This is a genomic window from Oerskovia sp. NPDC060287, from assembly GCF_042726775.1.
Lineage (GTDB): Bacteria > Actinomycetota > Actinomycetes > Actinomycetales > Cellulomonadaceae > Oerskovia > Oerskovia merdavium.
Genome location: NZ_JBHXBO010000003.1, coordinates 1 through 19,591, shown reverse-complemented (window position 1 = coordinate 19,591; position 19,591 = coordinate 1). Strand labels below are relative to the sequence as shown.

The 19,591-nt window shown below is 72.5% G+C and carries 19 protein-coding genes; 8 read left to right on the top strand and 11 right to left on the bottom strand.

Going from position 1 to position 19,591, the window contains the following annotated elements; translation table 11 throughout:
* Position 1 precedes the first annotated feature (1 nt).
* From ACFWFR_RS00435 to ACFWFR_RS00425, 3 genes are read right to left on the bottom strand one after another with little or no spacing between them, the layout of a single operon-like run.
* The gene (locus ACFWFR_RS00435; RefSeq protein ID WP_377620437.1) at positions 2 to 844 is read right to left on the bottom strand and encodes a maleylpyruvate isomerase family mycothiol-dependent enzyme; all 843 of its coding nucleotides are present in this window, start codon (positions 842 to 844) and stop codon (positions 2 to 4) included.
* 17 nt (positions 845 to 861) lie between these two features.
* Positions 862 to 1,596, bottom strand: a complete 735-nt coding sequence (locus tag ACFWFR_RS00430) for a pyridoxal 5'-phosphate synthase (RefSeq protein WP_377620436.1) — start codon at positions 1,594 to 1,596, stop codon at positions 862 to 864.
* Positions 1,593 to 2,177 carry a TetR/AcrR family transcriptional regulator gene (locus ACFWFR_RS00425; protein WP_377620434.1) on the bottom strand — a complete coding sequence of 195 codons (585 nt, stop codon included), beginning with the start codon at positions 2,175 to 2,177 and terminating at the stop codon, positions 1,593 to 1,595. Before ACFWFR_RS00425 ends, ACFWFR_RS00430 begins: the two co-directional genes overlap by 4 nt.
* Positions 2,178 to 2,433: 256 nt before the next feature.
* Here ACFWFR_RS00425 and bioB point away from each other — a divergent pair, with 256 nt between their 5' ends.
* From bioB to ACFWFR_RS00410, 3 genes are all read left to right on the top strand, one after another.
* Positions 2,434 to 3,534: a biotin synthase BioB gene (bioB, locus tag ACFWFR_RS00420; RefSeq protein ID WP_377620472.1), complete on the top strand. Its 1,101-nt coding sequence runs from the start codon at positions 2,434 to 2,436 to the stop codon at positions 3,532 to 3,534.
* 89 nt (positions 3,535 to 3,623) lie between these two features.
* Positions 3,624 to 4,229, top strand: a complete 606-nt coding sequence (locus ACFWFR_RS00415) for a pyridoxamine 5'-phosphate oxidase family protein (protein ID WP_377620432.1) — start codon at positions 3,624 to 3,626, stop codon at positions 4,227 to 4,229.
* On the top strand, positions 4,226 to 5,632 hold the full coding sequence (locus ACFWFR_RS00410) for an MFS transporter (RefSeq protein ID WP_377620430.1): 1,407 nt from the start codon (positions 4,226 to 4,228) through the stop codon (positions 5,630 to 5,632). Before ACFWFR_RS00415 ends, ACFWFR_RS00410 begins: the two co-directional genes overlap by 4 nt.
* Before the next feature lie 224 nt (positions 5,633 to 5,856).
* Here the strand turns inward: ACFWFR_RS00410 and ACFWFR_RS00405 are convergent, their stop codons facing one another.
* From ACFWFR_RS00405 to ACFWFR_RS00375, 7 genes are all read right to left on the bottom strand, one after another.
* On the bottom strand, positions 5,857 to 6,270 hold the full coding sequence (locus ACFWFR_RS00405) for a hypothetical protein (RefSeq protein ID WP_377620428.1): 414 nt from the start codon (positions 6,268 to 6,270) through the stop codon (positions 5,857 to 5,859).
* 184 nt (positions 6,271 to 6,454) lie between these two features.
* Positions 6,455 to 7,582, bottom strand: a complete 1,128-nt coding sequence (locus ACFWFR_RS00400; protein ID WP_377620427.1) for a M24 family metallopeptidase — start codon at positions 7,580 to 7,582, stop codon at positions 6,455 to 6,457.
* A 112-nt stretch (positions 7,583 to 7,694) separates the two neighbouring features.
* Positions 7,695 to 8,525 (bottom strand): hypothetical protein, encoded by an 831-nt coding sequence (locus tag ACFWFR_RS00395; protein WP_377620425.1) that lies wholly within the window; start codon positions 8,523 to 8,525, stop codon positions 7,695 to 7,697.
* 105 nt (positions 8,526 to 8,630) lie between these two features.
* Complete coding sequence (locus tag ACFWFR_RS00390) at positions 8,631 to 9,203, bottom strand: hypothetical protein (RefSeq protein WP_377620423.1); 573 nt, start codon at positions 9,201 to 9,203, stop codon at positions 8,631 to 8,633.
* An 87-nt stretch (positions 9,204 to 9,290) separates the two neighbouring features.
* Positions 9,291 to 10,214, bottom strand: a complete 924-nt coding sequence (locus ACFWFR_RS00385) for an NADP-dependent oxidoreductase (RefSeq protein WP_377620421.1) — start codon at positions 10,212 to 10,214, stop codon at positions 9,291 to 9,293.
* Between the two features lie 67 nt (positions 10,215 to 10,281).
* The gene (locus ACFWFR_RS00380; protein ID WP_191805478.1) at positions 10,282 to 10,689 is read right to left on the bottom strand and encodes a VOC family protein; all 408 of its coding nucleotides are present in this window, start codon (positions 10,687 to 10,689) and stop codon (positions 10,282 to 10,284) included.
* Positions 10,690 to 10,816: 127 nt separating this feature from the next.
* Positions 10,817 to 12,055: an amidohydrolase gene (locus tag ACFWFR_RS00375; protein ID WP_377620419.1), complete on the bottom strand. Its 1,239-nt coding sequence runs from the start codon at positions 12,053 to 12,055 to the stop codon at positions 10,817 to 10,819.
* A gap of 129 nt (positions 12,056 to 12,184) precedes the next feature.
* Here ACFWFR_RS00375 and ACFWFR_RS00370 point away from each other — a divergent pair, with 129 nt between their 5' ends.
* Positions 12,185 to 12,847, top strand: coding sequence for a GntR family transcriptional regulator (locus ACFWFR_RS00370; RefSeq protein ID WP_377620418.1), 663 nt, complete (start codon positions 12,185 to 12,187; stop codon positions 12,845 to 12,847).
* 4 nt (positions 12,848 to 12,851) lie between these two features.
* Here the strand turns inward: ACFWFR_RS00370 and ACFWFR_RS00365 are convergent, their stop codons facing one another.
* A complete protein-coding gene (locus ACFWFR_RS00365) occupies positions 12,852 to 15,404 on the bottom strand; it encodes an ATP-dependent DNA ligase (RefSeq protein WP_377620416.1) in 2,553 nt (850 codons plus the stop codon).
* A 174-nt stretch (positions 15,405 to 15,578) separates the two neighbouring features.
* Here ACFWFR_RS00365 and ACFWFR_RS00360 point away from each other — a divergent pair, with 174 nt between their 5' ends.
* From ACFWFR_RS00360 to ACFWFR_RS00345, 4 genes are all read left to right on the top strand, one after another.
* Positions 15,579 to 16,040: a hypothetical protein gene (locus ACFWFR_RS00360; RefSeq protein ID WP_377620414.1), complete on the top strand. Its 462-nt coding sequence runs from the start codon at positions 15,579 to 15,581 to the stop codon at positions 16,038 to 16,040.
* Between the two features lie 222 nt (positions 16,041 to 16,262).
* Positions 16,263 to 17,066 (top strand): SDR family NAD(P)-dependent oxidoreductase, encoded by an 804-nt coding sequence (locus ACFWFR_RS00355; protein ID WP_191805473.1) that lies wholly within the window; start codon positions 16,263 to 16,265, stop codon positions 17,064 to 17,066.
* A 142-nt stretch (positions 17,067 to 17,208) separates the two neighbouring features.
* Positions 17,209 to 17,850, top strand: a complete 642-nt coding sequence (locus ACFWFR_RS00350; RefSeq protein ID WP_354507046.1) for a helix-turn-helix domain-containing protein — start codon at positions 17,209 to 17,211, stop codon at positions 17,848 to 17,850.
* Complete coding sequence (locus tag ACFWFR_RS00345; RefSeq protein WP_377620412.1) at positions 17,847 to 19,553, top strand: MDR family MFS transporter; 1,707 nt, start codon at positions 17,847 to 17,849, stop codon at positions 19,551 to 19,553. Before ACFWFR_RS00350 ends, ACFWFR_RS00345 begins: the two co-directional genes overlap by 4 nt.
* Positions 19,554 to 19,591: the final 38 nt, after the last annotated feature.

The window sequence follows — 19,591 nt, the reverse complement described above, 5'->3', positions numbered from 1 at the left end:
CCTAGCGTCGGACGGGGACGCCCGACGGCCACGGGCCGAGCGCCGGAAGGTCGACGGTCTTGCCGTTCCTGTGCGCCGTGGGGTCGATGGCCGTCGCGCGTCCCGCGAGCCACGCGGCGACGTCCGCCGCGCTGCCGGTCACGGTGGTGAGGTCGTCGTCGCCCGCGTCCTCGGCGGCGGGCCGCGCGCCCTCGGGCCCGACGACGGAGCGCGCCCCGTCCTCGAGCCGCACCACGAGCACGGAGCCGGGCAGGCGCAGGCTCAGGAAGTCGAGCAGGTGGTCCGTGAAGGCGAGGCCCCACGTTCCCGACGGCGTGAGCCGCCGGGCGGCGCTGACCTCGCCGAGGTCGGTCGCATGGATGCGGACCTCGCGCCACCAGCAGTCGAGGACGTCGGCGACGGTCCCCTCGCGGTAGGTCACCGGGGCGTCCCACCCCGAGCCGTCCGTGAGCGACCACGCGGCCTCGAGCCTCGCGCCTGCCGCGGTGAGCGCGTCGACGTGCTCGTCCCGGGTGCGGTGCGCGCCGGCCTCGATACCCGCCGCGCGCCCCTCGGCCCCGCCCTCGTACACCTCGGCGGTCTCCCCCTGGGCGGCGAGCTCGGCCTGCCGGGCGAGGGCGTCTCCGACCATCGCCACGTGCGACAGCACGTGCCCGATGGTCCATCCGTCGAGCGAGCTCGGGGACCCGAGTGCCTCGTCGTCGAGACCCAGGACGGCCTCGGTCAGCGCGCGCAGCGCGGCTGCCGCGTCACGTCGGATCGCCGGAAGGTCGTCGCGGGGCGCTGCCTGTGGGGAATCGAGCGGGCTCGTGGGTGCCGGGTCGACGGCGTGCGGTGATGTCATGTCCTGCGTTGTCCCTGTCATGGCCAGAGCAGCCCCTTCTCCCAGTGGTGTCCTGCCACGCGGTAGCGCAGCCGGGTCTGTCCGCGGTCGTCCGACGCCTGCCAGAACTCGACCGACGTGGGCGCGAGCGCGTACGCGGTCCACTCGGGTGCGACGAGCGCGGGATCCTCCCGCACCGAGGCGAGCGTGCCCGCGAAGGCGTCCCAGTACTCCTGGCGCGACGTGAGGGTCTCGCTCTGGTGACCCACGAGCGCTGCGGCGCGCGAGCCCTCCGAGCGGGCGAGGAAGTCGGCCTCGCTCGTCGAGGTGTCTGCGGCGAGCGTGGGCCCGACGATCCTGACCTGACGCCCGAGCGCAGGCCAGAGGAACGTGAGGGCGGCGTTCGGGTTCTCCGCGAGGTCGTGGCCCTTGGGGCTCGACGAGCTGGTCGCGAACCACCAGCCCGACGCGTCGACGTCCTTGAGGATCACGGTGCGCGCCGTCACCCGACCTGAGGCCCCCGCGGTGGACAGCGTCATGGCATGGGGGAGAGGTACCCCGGCGTCGATCGCCTGACCGATCCACTCGAGGAACAACGTCACGGGTTCCGGCGGAGCCTCGCTCGGGTCGAGCGTCGGCAGGCCGGGTCCGAACGTCGGCAGGGCGCGCAACCGCTCGCGGAGGCTCGGTCCGTCCGCCGTGTCCTCGGTCCGTCCGACCGTCCGTGCGTCGCCAGGCCCGGACCCCTCGTCGTTGCCCGGTCCGCCGTTCATCGGGTCACCACCTCGGCCTGGAGAGCCGGCTCGAGCATCGACACAAACCCGTCGACCGCGGCCCTCAGCGCCGCCGGGTCGTCGAGGGCGCGCGCGAGCACGTACCCTCCCTGGACGATCGCGACCGCCGCGTACGCGCGGTCGTGCGCGACGTCGTCGGGCAGGCCGGTCTCCTCGAAGACCTCCTGCACCAGCGCGACCAGGCCCGCGAAGTAGTCGTGGACGGGCGAGCGCAGCTCGTCGTCCGCCATGACCGACCGGTCGCTCGTCAGGCGCCCGATCTTGCACCCGGCGAGCGCGGGGCGCGGCCGCTCGAGGTAGGCCACGAGCCGCTCCACGGGCGGACGATCGGTGTCCGTGAGCTCGCCCGAGACGGAGTCCAGCGCTTCCTGCGTCGTCGCGCTGATCGCGGCGAGCGAGAGGTCGTGCTTGGTGGGGAAGTGGTGGTACAGGCTGCCCTGCCCCACGCCGCTCACCTCGAGTACCTGGCGGGGGCTCGTGCCCTCGACCCCCTGGGCCCAGTAGAGGTCACGGGCCGCGCGGAGCAGGCGTTCGCGGCGAGGGAGGTCGAGATCGTCCATGCCGACACCATACCTACCTCTAGGTATGGTGTCGAGAGATGGGCCGGCGCCAACCCGTGGGCCAGGTACTTGGAGGAAGCCGACGACGTGCTGCGGTCCCGCCCAACGAGCAGCAGGTCACCTTGTGGAGGTCGGCCGAGGAGCGGGCGTGACCAGGCGAGAAGGATCGTGGGTCGTGAACCAGACGCCCACGCCCCGACCTGACGTTCTCGCGCCGGCCCTCGACAGTGCTCACGACGCACGCGCGCGGTTCGACGTGCTCGCCGCGCAGGGCCTGCGCGACGAACCGCCGGCCCGCGCCCAGGCGCTCGCGGTCCTGCGGACGGCCGACGAGGACCTGCTCGACCTCGTGGCCGCCGCCGGTCGGGTCCGCCGTCACCGGTTCGGCCGACGCGTGCGGCTCAACTACCTGGTCAACCTGAAGTCGGGTCTGTGCCCCGAGGACTGCACGTACTGCTCGCAGCGCCTCGGCTCGACGGCCCAGGTCCTGAAGTACTCGTGGCTGAGCACCGAGGACGCGGTCGCGGCGGCTCGGGCCGGGATCGCGGGCGGAGCGCGTCGCGTCTGCCTGGTCGCGAGCGGACGCGGGCCGAGCGACCGCGACCTGACGCGCGTGACCGCGATGGTCGGCGGCATCAAGACCGAGCATCCCGACGTCGAGGTCTGCGCGTGCCTCGGCCTGCTGCGCGAGGGCCAGCCCGAACGGTTGGCCGCGGCGGGCGCCGACGCCTACAACCACAACCTCAACACGTCCGAAGCGGCGTACGCCGACATCTGCACCACGCACGAGTACGCCGACCGCGTGGAGACGGTCGAGCGGGCGCGGGGAGCGGGGCTCTCGTCCTGCTCGGGACTCGTCGCGGGCATGGGCGAGAGCGACGAGGACCTGGTCGAGGTGGCCTTCGCGCTGCGCGCCCTCGGCGCCGACTCCGTCCCGGTCAACTTCCTCGTGCCGTTCGAGGGCACACCGCTCGCGGGCACCTGGGACCTCACGCCCCAGCGGTGCCTGCGCATCCTCGCGATGGTGCGCTTCGTGTGCCCCACCGCCGAGCTCCGGCTCGCGGCCGGACGCGAGGTGCACCTGCGCTCGCTCCAGCCGCTGGCCCTGGAGATCGTGAGCTCGATCTTCCTGGGCGACTACCTCACGAGCGAGGGGCAGGCCGCGCAGACGGACCTCGACCTGCTCGCCGACGGAGGGTTCGTGGTGGAGGGGGCCGACGGTGATGGACAGGCCACGGCCGCCCCGGGCGAGCACGACACGACGACCGTGGCACGGGGCACCGGTGCCGCGTCGGGCGAGAACGCCGTGACGGTCCGGCGCCGCGGCCCCGGGACGTCCGTCGCCCCCAACGCGTGAGGTCCCGCGCCACCGATGAGTTCGAGGGCCCGCGCCGGTCGAAGGAGGACGGTGCGGCGACGGCGCCGACCGAGAGACGGAGGGCCTCCATGACCACGGCATCGATCGCGCAGCCCGACCCGGCACCCACCCCCGACGGTGGCACCGCGGGCGAGCTCATGACGGACTTCTCGTCGCCCGGCGCAGCCCCCACCTCCTGGGCGGACACCCTGAAGGTGCTCCAGACCGCCGAGGTCTTCTGGCTGTCCACGGTCCGCCCCGACGGGCGCCCCCACGTCACGCCGCTCATCACCGTCTGGGCCGACGGTGCGCTCCACTTCTGCACGGGCCGCACCGAGCGCAAGGCGCGCAACCTCGAGGAGAACCCCTGGTGCGTGCTGACCACCGGCACCAACCTCATGAACGAGGGGCTCGACGTCGTGCTCGCCGGAGCCGCCGAACGCCTCACGGAGGACCATGTGCTCCAACGCCTGGCCGACCGCTGGGCGTGCAAGTACGACTGGCGCTTCGAGGTGCGTGACGGGGCGTTCTGGGACAGCGAGGCGCCCTCGGAGAGCGCGCCTTCCGACCCGCCTGCCGCCGGGGAGGCCCACGTCTTCCAGGTCCGCCCCGTCACGGTCCACGCCTACGGGCGCGGCGAGGACTACACCGCGACCCGGTGGAGGTTCGACGGCGGGGCTAGCGTGGAGGCGTGACGCCCGCTCAACGCCGCGTGCTGCTCGTCGCGATCCTCGCCTCGTTCGTGTCCTTCCTCGACGGGACGGTGGTCAACGTCGCGCTGCCCGCGATCGCGGACGAGCTCGCCGGGGGAGCGCTCGGAGGGCTCGCCCTCCAGCAGTGGGTCGTCGACGCGTACCTCATCACGCTCGGCTCGCTCATCCTCGTGGCCGGTTCGCTGTCCGACGTCCACGGGCGGCGCCGCGTCATGTGGTGGGGACTGCTCGGGTTCGCGGTCACGTCGGTGCTGTGCGCGCTGGCACCCACCGGTGTCTTCCTCGTGGTCGCGCGCGGGCTACAGGGCGTCGCGGGTGCACTGCTCGTGCCGAGCTCGCTCGCGATGATCATCTCGGCGTTCAGCGGGGCGGCGCAGGCCAAGGCGATCGGGACCTGGACGGCCTGGACGGGCACGGCGATGATCGCCGGCCCGCTGCTCGGAGGTGTGCTCGTCGACACGCTCTCGTGGCGCTGGGTGTTCGGCATCAACCTGCTGCCCGTCGCGGTGACCCTGTGGATCCTGCACGGCATGGAGGAGGGGGACACCGCGACGGGACGCCGGATCGACGTGCGCGGTGCGGTGCTCGCGGCCGTCGGGCTCGCCGGGCCCGTCTTCGCGCTCATCGAGCACGGGCGGTTCGGGTGGGCGAGCCCGGTCGTGTGGGTGCCGCTCGCCGTCGGCGTCGCGGCGCTCGTGGCGTTCCTGGGCTGGGAGCGTCGCGCCCCGGACCCCATGCTGCCGCTGTCCCTGTTCTCGGTGCGCAACTTCGCGGCGGGCAACGTCGCGACGGCCGCGATCTACGGGGCGCTCGCGTTCGGCGGTTTCGCCGTGACCCTGTTCGTGCAGCAGGTCGCCGGGTACAGCGCGACGCTCGCAGGCCTCGCCCTGCTGCCCGTGACGCTCCTCATGCTGTTCCTGTCGTCGCGCTTCGGGGCGCTCGCGGGCCGGTACGGGCCGCGCCTGTTCATGACGGTGGGCCCCCTGATCGCGGGCTGCGGGTACCTGCTCATGCTCACGACGACCGCCGAGGCGAGCTACTTCACGCAGCTCCTCCCCGGGATCCTGCTGTTCGGCCTGGGCCTCGCGATCACGGTGGCGCCCCTGACCGCGGCGATCCTCGGTTCGATCCCGGCCGCGGACGCGGGCATCGGGTCGGCCGTCAACAACGCGGTGTCGCGTATCGCGGGCCTCGTGGTCATCGCGTGCGCGGGCATCGTCATCGGTCCCGTGCTCGACGTCGCCGGGTTCCACCGGGCACTGATCGTCACGGCCGCGCTGCTCGTCGCGGGCGGCCTCGTGAGCTGGGCGGGCATCCGCAACGAGCAGGTCGTGGCCGCGGGCGTCGCCGACGCCTCAGCGGGTGCGGACGCGGCGGAGGCTTGAGCGGAGCCGTCTCGGACGAGCCCCCGAACACGTGCCGGGAGCAGGACCGAGAGTGTGGCGCACCCGCGCCGTGAGCACAGGAGTGTCCGAGACGGCCGTGGTCTCGTACTCGTCGTGCCGAGGGGCTCTGGGTGTCCTGGTCGTGGCCGCCGTTGCGGTCCACCTGGCGCGCGTCGTCTCAGGCCAGACGCGAGATTCTAGGCCTGCGGAAGGGTGCTAGGAGGCTATCGGACAGGGACGAGAGTCGAGGTCAGCGGCGATGCTGCCGCCCACACGAGCAGCACGAGGGCGAGCAGCACCAGAGGGACTCCGATGCCGGTGATCGTGCACATCAGTGTCTGACTGGGCGAGAGGCGTCGGGAGGACGTTCGGCGGGCACCGAGCAGGTAGGCACCGAATGCCACCCCGACGAGAAGGACGATGCCTGCAGTGCCTGCCACGACGACGAGCTGGTCGGGTCTGCCGTCGAGCCAACCGCTGGAGGAGCCAAGCCATTTCAGCTCGTAGAGGTATTCGTTGAGCGCCCAGCCGATAAGCGCGGTCGGCGCTGCCGCGGCCAGTGCAGTACCTGCGACGAGTCGTCGACGGCCCCCCGCCTGCTGGAGGTGTGAGGTTGACGCCTGCTCGACTGATGTCATGGGCGAAACGTAGCAAATCGCCCCGCTGATGGGCATGTCGGAGAGCCTCGTCCTGTCGATGCAGAACTACGACCGTGACGACCAGCCGACGTCGATCCTCGACGCCCTCTCGGCCGAGCGCCGCGAACCTAGCGCGTGGGGCCGTGCGCCGGGTGCCCGTCCGCCACGGTTCCCGCAGGGCCGCCTACTCGACCACGTGCAGGTCGTGCGGCGCGTGGTTGAGGCGACGGGCGCCGTCGGGCACGTCGTCCGGGAACGCGACCACGATGTCCTCGATGCGCACCCCGAAGCTCCCCGACAGATAGATACCCGGCTCGACCGAGAAGCACATCCCGGAGACGATGGGCTGCTCCTCGCCCTCGATCATGTACGGCGGCTCGTGCGTCGTCAGGCCGATCCCGTGGCCCGTGCGGTGGATGAACTGCTCGCCGTACCCGGCCTCGGTGATCACGGCGCGGGCGGCACGGTCGACGTCCTGGCAGGTCGCTCCGGGACGTACCGCGTCGACGCCGGCCTGCTGCGCGGCGCGCACGATCTCGAAGACCTCGCGCTGCTGGTCCGTGACGTCGCCGCCGACGTGCACCATGCGGGTCATGTCCGAGCCGTAGCCGTCCTTGAGGCCGCCGAAGTCGAGCACGACCATGTCACCCTCCTGGATGACCCGGTCGCCCGCCTCGTGGTGCGGGTTGGCACCGTTGGGCCCCGAGCCGACGACCGTGAAGTCGACCTGCGAGTGCCCGTGGTCGCGCAGGAAGCCCGCGAGGTCTGCGGCGACGTCGAGCTCGCGGCGCCCGCTGAAGCGGATCTCGACGATGTCCGCGAACGTCGCGTCGTTCGCCGCTCCCGCTGCCGCGAGCCGCTCGATCTCGTCAGGTCCCTTGACCGCGCGCAGCATGGGCAGCGCCTGCGTCATGGCCGAGTACGAGGAGCCCGGCAGGGTGCGCTGGAGCCCCAGCAGGTGCATGGCCCACGCCGAGTCGGAGATCGCGTAGCGCCCGGCCGCGTCGAGCAGGCCGGCCGTGACCGCGTACTCGTCGACGCCGTCGGTCCACGGGGTCACGTGCAGGGCGGCTGCACCGGGTACCCGGTCGAGGTCCGGGCGCTCGAGCACGGGCACCACGATCGACGCCTCCCCTTCGGCCGGGACCACGAGCAGCGTGATGCGCTCGGTCATGGCCGTGGGGGTGTAGCCCGTGAAGTACGTCATGTCCGGGCCGGGGGTGACGAGCACCCCGGCGAGCCCTGCGTCGCGGGCCTGGGCAGCCGCGCGGTCGATGCGCGCGGCGAAGTCCTGTGCGGTGAACTCCCTCATGGGGCCAGCCTGCCACCGGCGGCGCGGGTGCGCCGGACGAGCGGGAGTCCGGAGGAGCGGGGTGACCGACGGCGGAGCGCAGCCCGGACGCGCCGTCCACCGTGGGTGGGGCTCAGGCCTTGCGGTGCTCCGCGACGCCGCGCAGCGCCTCGCGGCGGGTCCGCAGCTCCTCGCGGCCCTCGCGAGTGATCTGTGCCCAGTTCCGGTTCTTGGTGATCCGGGCATGGACCAGTCCGGCCTCGGTGAGGTCGTGCAGGCGTGCCGCGAGGTTGCGTTCCTCGACGCCCGTGAGGCGTGCGAGCGCGGGCTGGTCGGCCTCGTCGGCGTCCCCGAGCACCGCGAGCACGCGCAGGTTGTCGGTCGCGGGGTCGCCGATGCTCAGCGCGCCGTCGCCCGACGCGAGGGTCTGCCGCTCCCCGCGGAGCGCGAGGCCCGCGACCACGAGGAGGCCCAGGCCGAGCGCGAGGCCGCCGAGTGCCGTGGGCACGGACGGGTCGAACAGGGCGTCACCCGTGGCGGTGAGCACGAAGGACACCGCCATCGTCGCGATGCCCGCCAGCCACAGGAAGCGGTCCGAGGCGCGCAGTCCCAGGACGGCCAGTCCCATCCCCAGGATGGACGGCACGCCGATCCAGAAGCTGATCGAGGGGAGCAGGAAGGCGATCACGGCGCTCAGGACGATCGCGATCCCGTACCCGTCGCTCCCGACCCCCACTCCGGTGGGCAGTCGCAGCACGAAAGCCGTCAGGAACGTCAGCAGGAACGCCGCGAGCGGCACGAGCACCATGAGCCACAACCAGTCGCCTGCGAGCAGGCTCAGTCCGGTGATCACGAGCGTGGCGACCCCGGCTGCGGCCAGCGGGAGCGAGCGAGCGTGCCGTGCGGCGCGGGTCCGCAGGCGTGCGGTGTCGGCTGCGACGAGGGCGGGGACGGTGGCGGGCATGGGCTTCACGGTACCGGCCGGGCGCCACACTGAGTGCGGAGCTCTTGCGCGAAACGCCCGGCGAGTCGCACAAGAGCTCCGCACTCAGCGGTAGGGGCAGACAGTTCAGACCGTGGGGCTCCTGCGTCGACCAGTACGGTCCTGTCGCTTGGACGGCCGGCGGCCGTTCGGACGCCCCAGGCCGCCCGTGCCGGCGGCTTCCGGGGGAGGGGCGGGGAAGAGATCGGGCAGCGGTGACGGCAGCCGGGACGCGAGCTCGTCGTCGATCCTGGCCCCGCGAACGGCCTCGGACCACGACGGTTCGGCACGGCACCGGACGGCGATCCGCTGGTGCAGGTCGGCGCGGTGGTTCAGGACGTCCTCGACGGCGCCCGTGCTGACCCGGTCGAGGAAAGCGCCCTCGTCGTCGCTCTCGACGCCCAGCGAGATCAGGGCGTCGAGCAGCGGCAGGGGGTCGAGGTCGTGCAGGAGCCGCTGGGCGACCTCCTCGTAGTCGTCGAGGCGGCGGTCTGCCTCGAGCCGCCCAGCGCGCCCGCCTCGGTCGAGGAGGGACCATTCTCGATAGCGGAGCGCGATCCGGTGCGCGGACCTCGCGTCGAGGGGCGCTCTGGGGGGATCGACGTCGTCGGGTCCGACCGCAGCGTCGTCGTCGGGCACGCTGCTCTGGTAGTGCTTCACCCGGACACCTTCTCGGTCGAGTGCGGAGTTCCTGTGCGACACGCCCAGCGTGCCTCGCAGGCACTCCGCTCCCGCGGGCCAGGCAGGTCAGACCGTGATGACGACCTTGCCGCGCACGTGCCCGGTCCGGCTCGCCTCGTGGGCCTTCGCGGCGTCGGCCAGGTCGTAGACCTCGGCGACGTCGACCGTGAGCTGTCCGGCGTCCGCGAGGCGGGCCAGCTCGGTCAGCCCCTCGACGTCGGGGCGGACCCAGACGTAGTGCCCGCCGAGCTCGTCGCGGGCTGCGGCGTCGACGACCGAGGCGACCGTGCCGCCCTCGCGCAGGACGTCGGGCGTGGTGGCCAGCGCCTCGCCGCCGATGTAGTCGAGGACGACGTCCACGCCGTCGGGCGCGAGGGCGCGCACGCGCTCGGCCAGGCCCTCGCCGTAGGTCACGGGCTCGGCGCCCAGGGAGCGCAGGTACTCGTGGTTGCGCTCGGATGCGGTGCCGATCACGCGCGCCCCGCGCGCCACCGCGATCTGGACGGCCATCGACCCGACGCCGCCCGCGGCCGCGTGCACGAGCACGGTCTGACCGCTCGTCACACCGGCGCGGTCGATCGTCTGCAGGGCCGTGAGCCCGGCGAGCGGCGCGCCGGCTGCCTGCTCCCACGTCCAGGACGAGGGCTTGCGGGCCAGCGTGCGGACCGGGGCCGCGACGAGCTCGGCCGTGGTGCCCCCGGAGACGACGTCCTTGCGGACGTAGCCGAAGACCTCGTCACCGACCGAGAGCTCGGGCGTGTCCAGGCCGACGCGCTCGACCACGCCCGCGACGTCCCAGCCCGGCACCACGGGGAACGTGGTGTCCATGATCGCGTCGAGGTAGCCCTCGCGGACCTTCCAGTCCACGGGGTTCACGCTCGTGGCCCTGACCCGGACCAGGACGGTGTCCGGTCCGACCTTGGGCGTGGGGAGCTCGCTGAGCTCGAGGACGTCGGCTCCGCCGTAGCGGGAGTAGGTGATGGCTCGCATGCAGGCGGCAACGGGCGGCGGCGCCGAGGCATTCCCCGGCCACCACCGCCCGTCGCGTCCCGGTCGGTCAGCCCTCGATCGTGCTCGGGTCCATGTACATGACCTCCCACAGGTGACCGTCGAGGTCGGAGAAGCTGCGCGAGTACATGAATCCCTCGTCCTGCGGCGGGTTGGTCTGCGCGCCGCCCGCGGCGAGCGCCCGGTCCGCCAGGTCGTCCACGCCCGTGCGGGACTCGGCGCTGATCGCGTTGATCGCCTCGGTCGCGCCCTGCGCGTCGACGATCGACTTGGGCGTGAAGCGGCGGAAGAACTCGTGGGTCAGGAGCATTACGTAGATCGTGTCGCTGATGACCACGCACGACGCGTTCTCGTCGGTGAACTGCTCGTTGATCGAGAACCCGAGCTGCGTGTAGAACGCCTTGGACTTCTCGAGGTCTGACACGGGCAGGTTGACGAAGATCTGGGTTCCGGCCATGTCGTTCTCCTTCGGACGTGCCGCCGGGGTGCAGCTCCGGTCGGCGAGGACAGGGTGTCGTCGGTGTAGACCGGGCATCCCCGGAGAACTCATCGGCCCGTCCGGCCCGTCCGGCCCGGCGCGCCCGTCAGACCAGCACCTCACCGTCCCGGGCGACGACCTGGCCGGCGGCCACGACGAGCGCACGAGCCGGCGCGCGGACCACGGCGTCCTGGGTGTTCTCGGCGTCGACCAGCACCACGTCGGCCCGTGACCCGACGACCAGGTCGTGGACGTCGTGGCCCACGAAGAAGCCTGCGTCGCTCGTCGCGAGCCGGGCCGCGCGGACCAGGTCCTCGTCGTAGCGGAAGCGCGCGAGCTGGGCCAGGCGCGTCGTGAGGGCGAGCAGGTCGCCCGTCCCGTAGGGCGCCCACAGGTCGCGGATGCCGTCGGTGCCCAGGCCCACGCGCACGCCGTGCTCGCGCAGCAGGTCGAGGGGGAGCGGGGTCGCGCCGATCGGTGCGACCGTCGTCATGCTGATGCCCGCGTCGCCCATGGCCTCGACCAGGTCGGCCATGCGGGTCGCGGGCAGCTGCCCGACCGCGAATCCGTGCGCCACGTTGACCTTGCCCTGGAGCCCGGCGCGGACCGTGCGCTCGATCATGAGCTCGATCTGGAACGCGCCCAGCTCGCCGCCGTCGTGCAGGTGGACGTCGACCCCGACGCCGCGCCGCTCGGCGATCTCGAACAGCCCGTCGAGCTGGGTCACGGGGTCACGGTCGATCGAGGCGGGGTCGAGCCCGCCGATGTGCTCGGCCCCCGCGGCGGCCGCGGCGTCGAGCAGCTCGAGCACGCCGGGCCGGCGCAGGACGCCGTCCTGGGGGAACGCGACGATCTCTGCGTCGACCGCGCCGCCCAGCACGAACAGCGACTCGCGGACCACGTCGATGCCGCGCAGCCCGAGGCCCAGGTCGACGTCGACGTGGGTGCGGATCGCGGTCGTGCCGTGGCGCAGGAACTCGCGCAGGACCGCGACCGTGACGTCGACTCCGGGGATGCCGAGCTCGTCGCGGTGCTCGCGCTCGTGCGCGATGCGCCCCTGCGTGGTGGCCTCGCCGCCGTAGCTGACCCAGGGCTTGCCCCACCAGCTCTTGTCGACGTGCGCGTGCGCGTTGACGAACCCGGGCAGGGCGAGGAGGCCGCGCCCGTCGACCTCGCCCGGGGCGAGAGTCGCGCTGCCCGACGCCGCCGCGCCGGCCGGGACGTGCGGCGTCACCTGGGTGATGCGTCCGTCCGCGACGTGGAGGTCGACGGCCTCGCCGCCCCAGGGCCGGACGTTGCGCAGCACCGACACCGTGGACGGGGGCGTGGTGGAGAACGGGGGCATGAGAGGTCCTTCCTCGGGTGGTGCTCGGCGGTCCGCGGGCCGTCTCAACCCCCTGGAACGGCCTGCGCTCAAACGGTATACCATTTTCGGGTCGCCGTGAGTGGCGTCTTTTCGCGGGAGGATGGACCCATGAGCGTTGAGCAGCGGTTCGAGCCCGAGGCCGACCGTGTCGCCCGGATCGTGCGCGAGCAGATCATCGACGGCGAGCGGGCCCCGGGGGACAAGCTCGTCGAGCGCGACCTCGCGACCGAGCTCGGCGTGAGCCGCGTCCCCGTGCGCGACGCGCTCAAGACGCTCATCGCCGAAGGGCTCGTGACCCCGCGTCCCCGCACCTGGGCGGTCGTACGCACCTTCACGGAGGCCGACGTCGAGGACCTCATCGAGGTCCGCTCCGCGATCGAGACCCTGACGTTCCGCCTCGCGGCCGAGCGCAGGACCCCCGAGCGGCTCGTCGAGCTCGAGGCCACGCTCGACCGCGAGGAGCAGGCGGCGCGCGACCACGACGCGACGGCCGCGCACCGGGCCGGAGCCGACTTCCACGAGCTCGTCGCCGCGACCGCCGCGAGCCCCCTGCTCGACGAGATCGGCGCGATCACCGCGAGCCGGCTGCGCTGGTTGCTCGGGCAGCACGTCGACCTCCAGGAGATGGTCGACGAGCACCGGGGCCTCCTCGCCGCGATCCGCGCGGGCGACGGGCAGGAGGCGGCGCGGCTCGCCGTCGGGCACCTGCGGACCAGCCGCGACGCGGCGCGCGCCCGCCTCGCCCAGCAGGGCGAGACCGCGCGGGACTGAGGGCTCAGCCCTCCCGGCGCACGTCCTCGGGCGACTTGTCCGGGCGCCAGCCGCGCCAGACCGCGTGCCGCAGCTTGCCGTCGCCCTCGGGCGCGCTCGTCCAGTCCGCGTAGTCGACCTCGCCGACCAGGTGCGGCGTGACCCAGCGGGCGTCCGAGGCGTCCGCGGCCGGGACGTCGAGGGCCGGGTTCGTGACCCGCTCGATCCGACCGAGCCGCGTCACGAGGTCGCGCCGGTCCTTCTCGGTGAAGCCCGACCCGACGCGGCCCACGTAGCGCAGGCCCTGGTCGTCGGGCACCGCGAGCAGCAGCGAGCCCACGAGGTGCGACCGGTCCCCGTGCCCCGGGCGCCACCCGACCACCACGACCTCCTGGGTGTGCGAGTGCTTGACCTTGATCCAGCTCCGCGAGCGCCGCCCGGCCGTGTAGGTGCTCGTGCGCCGTTTGGCCACGACACCTTCGAGGCCGAGCTGCCGGCTCGTCGCGACGGCCCCTTCGAGGTCGCCGTCGAACGCGGGCGGGACGTGCACGGTCCCCGACCCGTCGACCAGGTCCTCGAGGATCTCGCGCCGCTCGTCGTACGTGCGCCGGACGAGCGAGCGCCCACCGACGGACAGGACGTCGAACAGCATGAGCTCGACCCCGACCTTGGCGCGGGCCGCTGCGACGTCGCCCGCCTTGGTGAGGTTCGCGCGCTGCTGGAGGCGGCGGAAGCTCGGGCGCCCGCGCGCGTCGAGGGCCACGATCTCGCCGTCGACGACCACAGGCAGGTCGGCGGCCGGGACGCGGACCGCGAGGTCCTGGAGCTCGGGGTAGGTGAGCGTCATGTCCTTGCCGCTGCGGCTCACGAGGCGGACCGAGGCGTCGTCGGCCGTGCCCGTGACCTGCGCGATCACGCGGAACCCGTCCCACTTCATCTCGTAGGCCCAGTCGTCGGGGTCGCCCTCGGCGGTCAGCGTCTCGACCGTCCCGGCGGTCGCGAGCATGGGGCGCGGCAGCGCGACCCCGACGGGCTCGTCGTCGGTCTCGGACGGGCGCTGCCCGGACGCCCTGCTGCGAGGCCTCGCGTGGCCCGTGGGACGGGCCTCGTCGCGCGGGGCCATGAGGTGGATGAGCCAGTTGTTCTCCTCGCCCTTCCCCGACGGGCCGTGCCCGCCAGTGTGGATGAACGCGAGCCTCCGTGTCCCGTGCTGCTCGCCGTGCAGCGTGACGATGACCTCCTCGTCGTCGCGCCACTTCTCGAGCTCGTACGTGCCGGCGTCCCAGATGCTCACCTCGCCCCCGCCGTACTCGCCCGCAGGGATGGTCCCCTCGAACGAGCCGTAGGCGAGCGGGTGGTCCTCGGTCTGGACCGCGAGATGGTTCTGCCGGGTGTCGGTCGGTTCGCCGCGGGGCAGGGCCCAGCTCACGAGCACGCCGTCGTGCTCGAGGCGGAAGTCCCAGTGCAGGCGTCGCGCGTGGTGCTCCTGGATGACGAACGAGTTCCCTCGACTCGGCGTAGGGGCCTCGTCGGGGACGGGCTCGGGGGTCCGGGAGGCGTCGCGCTTGGCGCGGTAGGTCTCGAGGCGGTCGCGCCGTGGGGCTCCGTCCTGCTCGTCGCCGTCGCTGCCCGACGGCGTCGCGCCCTTGCGCGCGAACGTCGCCATGCGCTCGGGCGTGGGTTCGAGCGAGGCCAGGTGGCCCGCGGTGAGCGCCGCGAGCGGGTCGCCGACCGTCCGCACGCGCTCCACGACCTCGTCCTTGTCGAGGTGCGCGAGGTCGGGGTCGTCGAGCTCTTCCCACGTACGCGGAGCGGCGACCGTGGGGTGGGTGCGGCCGCGCAGCGAGTAGGGCGCGATGGTGGTCTTGTTGCCGTTGTTCTGGCTCCAGTCGACGAGCACCTTCCCGCCGCGCAGCGACTTCTTCATGTCGCTCACGACGAGGTCGGGGTGCTCGGCCTCGAGGTAGCGGGCGAGCTCGTGCGCGACCGCGCTGACCTCGTCGGTGGTCTGGTGCCCGTCGAGGGCTGCGTACAGGTGGATGCCCTTGGAGCCGCTCGTCACAGGCAGGGGGTTCAGGCTCATGCCACGCAGCACCTCGCGGGCCAGGCGGGCGACCTCGGCGCACTCGGGCAGCCCCGCGCCCTCACCGGGGTCGAGGTCGAGGACCAGGCGGTCCGGGTTCTTCTGGACCCCGGTCCGGCCGAACTGCCACTGCGGCACGTGGATCTCCAGGGCGGCGATCTGCCCGAGCCACGTGAGCGTCGCGAGGTCGTTGACGAGCGGGTACGCGTTGGTGCTGTGCTTGTGCTGGATCGTGCGGCGCCGGACCCACGTGGGGGTGCCCGCGTCGAGGTTCTTCTGGAAGAACACGGGCCCCTCGACGCCGTTGGGCCAGCGCTTGCGGGTCGCCGGCCGGTTCGAGGCGTGGGGGAGCAGGACGTCGGCGACCGCAGCGAGGTAGGCCAGGACCTCGCCCTTGGTCGTGCCCGTGGCCGGGTACAGGACCTTGTCCAGGTTGGTGAGCTTGAGGCGGTGACCGCCGACGCTCACGGTCTGCGCCGCCGTGGAGGAGGCCATGGGTCCATGGTTGCCCGGGGCGGGTGGTTGCGCTCGGTGGGTCGTGTGCCAGGCGGATGCCGGACCCCACCATCGGGATACCGTTGCGCCGGTCCCGGAACTGGTGGCCCTCGGTGCGGCGGCCGGACCTCCGTCGACATCGAGCTCCCCGACGGCCCGGGAACCGAGTGACTCATGGACGAGGGACCGGTCGCGGCGACCCTGGTGGAGTACGACCGCGTGAACCGGACCGGGCTGGCCGTCATCACGCTCGTGATCGTCGTCCCCTTGGCGGCGTTCGCCACCGACGGACCGTGGAGGGTGCTCCTGATCTGTGGGGTGGTGGTGGGCGGGATCGGCTACGCGGCTCTGGGCCCCAGCATCCGGCTCGACCTCCGCGACGGGCACCTCCTGCGTCGATTCATGACCCGTCGAACGGATCTCGACCTGGTGGGCGTGACCGAGGTGGACGTCTTCTGGATCCCCTACGGCCCGCTTCAGCTGGTCGTCCGGTCCCCGGCCGGGCGGGTCCAGCTGGCCGTGGACGAGGCGTCGAGCGCCTTTCGCCGAGAGCTCGGTCGCCAGCTGCGGGCCGCGGGCAGACGGGACCGTTGCTCCGGCGCGGCGAGCGAGCATCTCTATCTCACGGGCTCGTGACGCACGGCGTCTCAGTGGCACGGGGCCGGAGCGGGGTAGGCCGGCCCTGCTCGTCGTCGTACCCACCGGAAGCCGCCCGGGCGAGCGAGCGATTGACGGGCACCGGGGACTCGGCGAGCATGTGACGCGCACCACTTCTCGGCCGCCTCAGCGGTGGCGACCGGCCGCCGCGCGGCCCGTCCTCCCTGTCTCGACCGCCCTGCCGACACCTCAGGAGATGCCATGACAGTGTTCGACCTCACCGGGCGCCGGGCCCTCGTCACGGGCGGGGCCCAGGGCCTCGGCGAAGGGATGGCCCGCGCTCTCGCGGCGGCGGGCGCGACCGTCGTGGTCGCGGACCTGCAGGACAGCGGAGCGCAGGTCGCGGCCGGACTGCCGTCCGAGCACGGGCAGGAGCACGCGTTCACCCGGCTCGACGTCACCGTGGAGCCGGACTGGGAGCGGGCGATCGCCGCGACGATCGACGCCGTGGGTGGGCTCGACGTCCTGGTCAACAACGCGGGCATCGAGATCTCGGGGCTGCTCACCGAGGTCGATCCCGACGACGTCCGGCGGATGCTGGAGGTGAACGTCCTCGGGACCACGCTCGGGATCAAGCACGGCCTGCGAGCGATGCGCCCTGGTGGGCCCGCTGGTTCCGGGGGTGCGATCGTGAACGTCTCCTCGGTCGCGGCCACGATCGCCTTCCCCGGCATCTCCGTCTACTCGGCCACCAAGTCCGCGGTCGACCGCCTGACGCGCGTCGCCGCCATGGAGAGCGGAAAGCTCGGCTACGGCGTCCGGGTCAACTGCGTCTACCCGGGCCTCGTGCCGACCGCGATGGGTGCGGGGCTCGCGAACGACATGGCGACCCTGGGGCTGTACGGCTCGGCCCAGGAGGCGGTCGGTGCCGTGGTCGACCTGACTCCCTCCGGGCGCCTGGGGACGGTCGAGGACATGGCCGACGCCGTCGTGTTCCTCGCATCGGACGCGGCGCGGTTCGTCAACGGTGCGGGGCTCCCGGTCGACGGCGGGATGGGGATGTGAGGGGCGCGGGGGTCGACGACCCTTCGTGAGTGCCGAGCGGCCGTCGTCGATCGGCCCGGCCGACGACGGCCGCTCCGCTCCCGCCACCTAGACCTCGAACGTGCAGTTGTGCAATCTTTGCAGTCGTGCATATAGTGCAGTAATGCACAACCCTCCGACGTCCCTCCGCGAACGCAAGCGCGCCGAGACCTGGCTCGCGATCCACCAGGCGGCCTCCGCCCTGGTGCGCGAGAAGGGGCTCCACCACGCGACCGTCGAGGAGATCGCCGCCACGGCAGGCGTCTCGCAGCGGACGTTCTTCAACTACTTCGCGACCAAGGAGGAGGCGATCCTGGGGCTCGTGCCCCCGAGCGTCTCCGACGAGGCGCTCGCCGCCTTCCGCGCGGAGACCGAGGGTCCCGCGTTCGAGCGGGTCGTGCGGTTCCTGCTCTCGATCCTGCGGTCCACGCTGCACCCCGGCGTGCCGTTCGCCGAGCGCAAGGCTCTCGTGCGGGAGCACCCCGAGCTGCGTCGGCACGCCATGGGCTACGTCTCCCAGGTCGAGTCGCTCGTCAACGACCTGCTGTCCGACCGGGCCGAGGACGGGACGGGGTTCAGCGAGCTCGCGTCGCTGGGCCTGCCCGACAGCCCCGACACCGCCCGAGCGCTCCTCATGCTCGCCGGCACCATCATGCGCTTCGCGTACTCGCGCGACCCCGGAGCCGCCCTGAGCGACGCCGACGCCGAAGCCGAGATCAGCGAAGCGATCACCATCTTCCGAGAGGTCTTCGAGGCCACGCTATGACCCACCCCACCCCGGCCGGCGGCACGCCGGCACCCACCCGGCGCGCGGCACCCACCGCGCCCGGACAGGCCACGTCCGCGGCGGCCCCAGCACCGAAGGACCGCAAGATCGTCCTGCTGTTCATGGGCCTCATGGTCACCATGCTGCTCGCGTCGCTCAACCAGACCGTCCTGTCCAGTGCTCTGCCCACCATCGTGGGCGAGCTCAACGGCGTCGAGCACATGAGCTGGGTCATCACGGCCTTCATCCTCGCCTCGACCATCACCATGCCGATCTACGGCAAGATCTCGGACGTCCTGGGCCGCAAGCCCCTGCTGCTCACCGCGATCCTGCTGTTCATGGCGGGCTCCGTGATCGGCGCCGTCGCAGGCGACATGAACCTGCTCATCGTGGGCCGCACGGTCCAGGGCCTGGGCGGCGGTGGGCTCATGATCCTGTCGCAGGCCGCGATCGCCGACGTCATCCCCGCGCGGGAGCGCGGCAAGTACATGGGCATCATGGGCGCGGTCTTCGCGGTCTCCTCGGTCGCGGGACCGCTGCTGGGCGGCTGGTTCACCGAGGGGCCCGGCTGGCGCTGGGTCTTCTGGATCAACATCCCCCTGGGCATCCTCGCCGCGCTCGCAGCGATCTTCCTGCTGCACCTGCCCAGGAAGCAGCGAGGCGCCGAGCGCGTGCGCCACGACTACCTCGGCATGGCCCTCATGGCCGTGGCCACCACGGCGATCGTGCTGGTCGGGACCTGGGGCGGCTCGCAGTACGAGTGGGGTTCGGCGACGATCCTCGGGCTCATCGCGCTGGCGGTCGTGGCCGCCGTGGCGTTCGTGCTCGTCGAGAAGCGTGCCGACGAGCCGATCATCCCGCTGCACCTGTTCGCGGACCGCAACTTCACGGTCACGACCATCGCGGCGCTCGCGACCGGTATCGCGATGTTCGGCGCGATCGGCTACATGCCGACGTACCTCCAGATGGCGACCGGCGCGAGCGCGACCGTCGCAGGCCTGCTCATGATCCCCATGATGGGATCGCTGCTCGTCACCTCGGTCATCACGGGCCAGATGGTCTCGCGGACCGGGAGGTACAAAGTCCTCCCGATCGTCGGTTCGCTGATCCTGGGCGTGGGCCTGGCGCTGCTCTCGACCGTCAAGGCCGACACCGCGACCCCGATGATCTGCGTGTTCCTCGCGGTGATCGGGATCGGGCTGGGCAGCAGCATGCAGATCCTGACGCTGATCGTGCAGAACTCGTTCCCCCTGCGCGAGGTCGGGACCGCGACAGCGGCCAACAACTACTTCCGTCAGGTCGGTGCCACGCTGGGATCGGCCGTGGTCGGCAGCGTCTTCATCTCGCGTCTGACCACGCTCATCGCGGAGAAGTTCCCGCAGGGCACGGGGTCGGCGGGCGGGACGGGCTCGCTCACCCCGGACCTGGTCCAGTCCCTGCCCGACGGCGTGCGCGCCCTCGTGATCGAGTCCTACAACGAGGCGCTCGTGCCGCTCTTCCTCTACATGGTGCCGCTCGCGCTCATCGCCGCGATCGCCCTGTGCTTCATCCACGAGAAGCCGCTCGCGACCTCGGTCGAGCAAGAGATCGCCGCGGAGTCCCTGGCCGAGGGCCAGCTCCTGGTGACCGACGAGGACGAGGCGAGCGACGCCGTCGGGCCTCTCGAGGACGCGACCAGCGGACCGCAGCCCCGCCAGCGGTAGACCCCACCGCAAGCGCAGGGACCTCCGGCCGCGGCCGG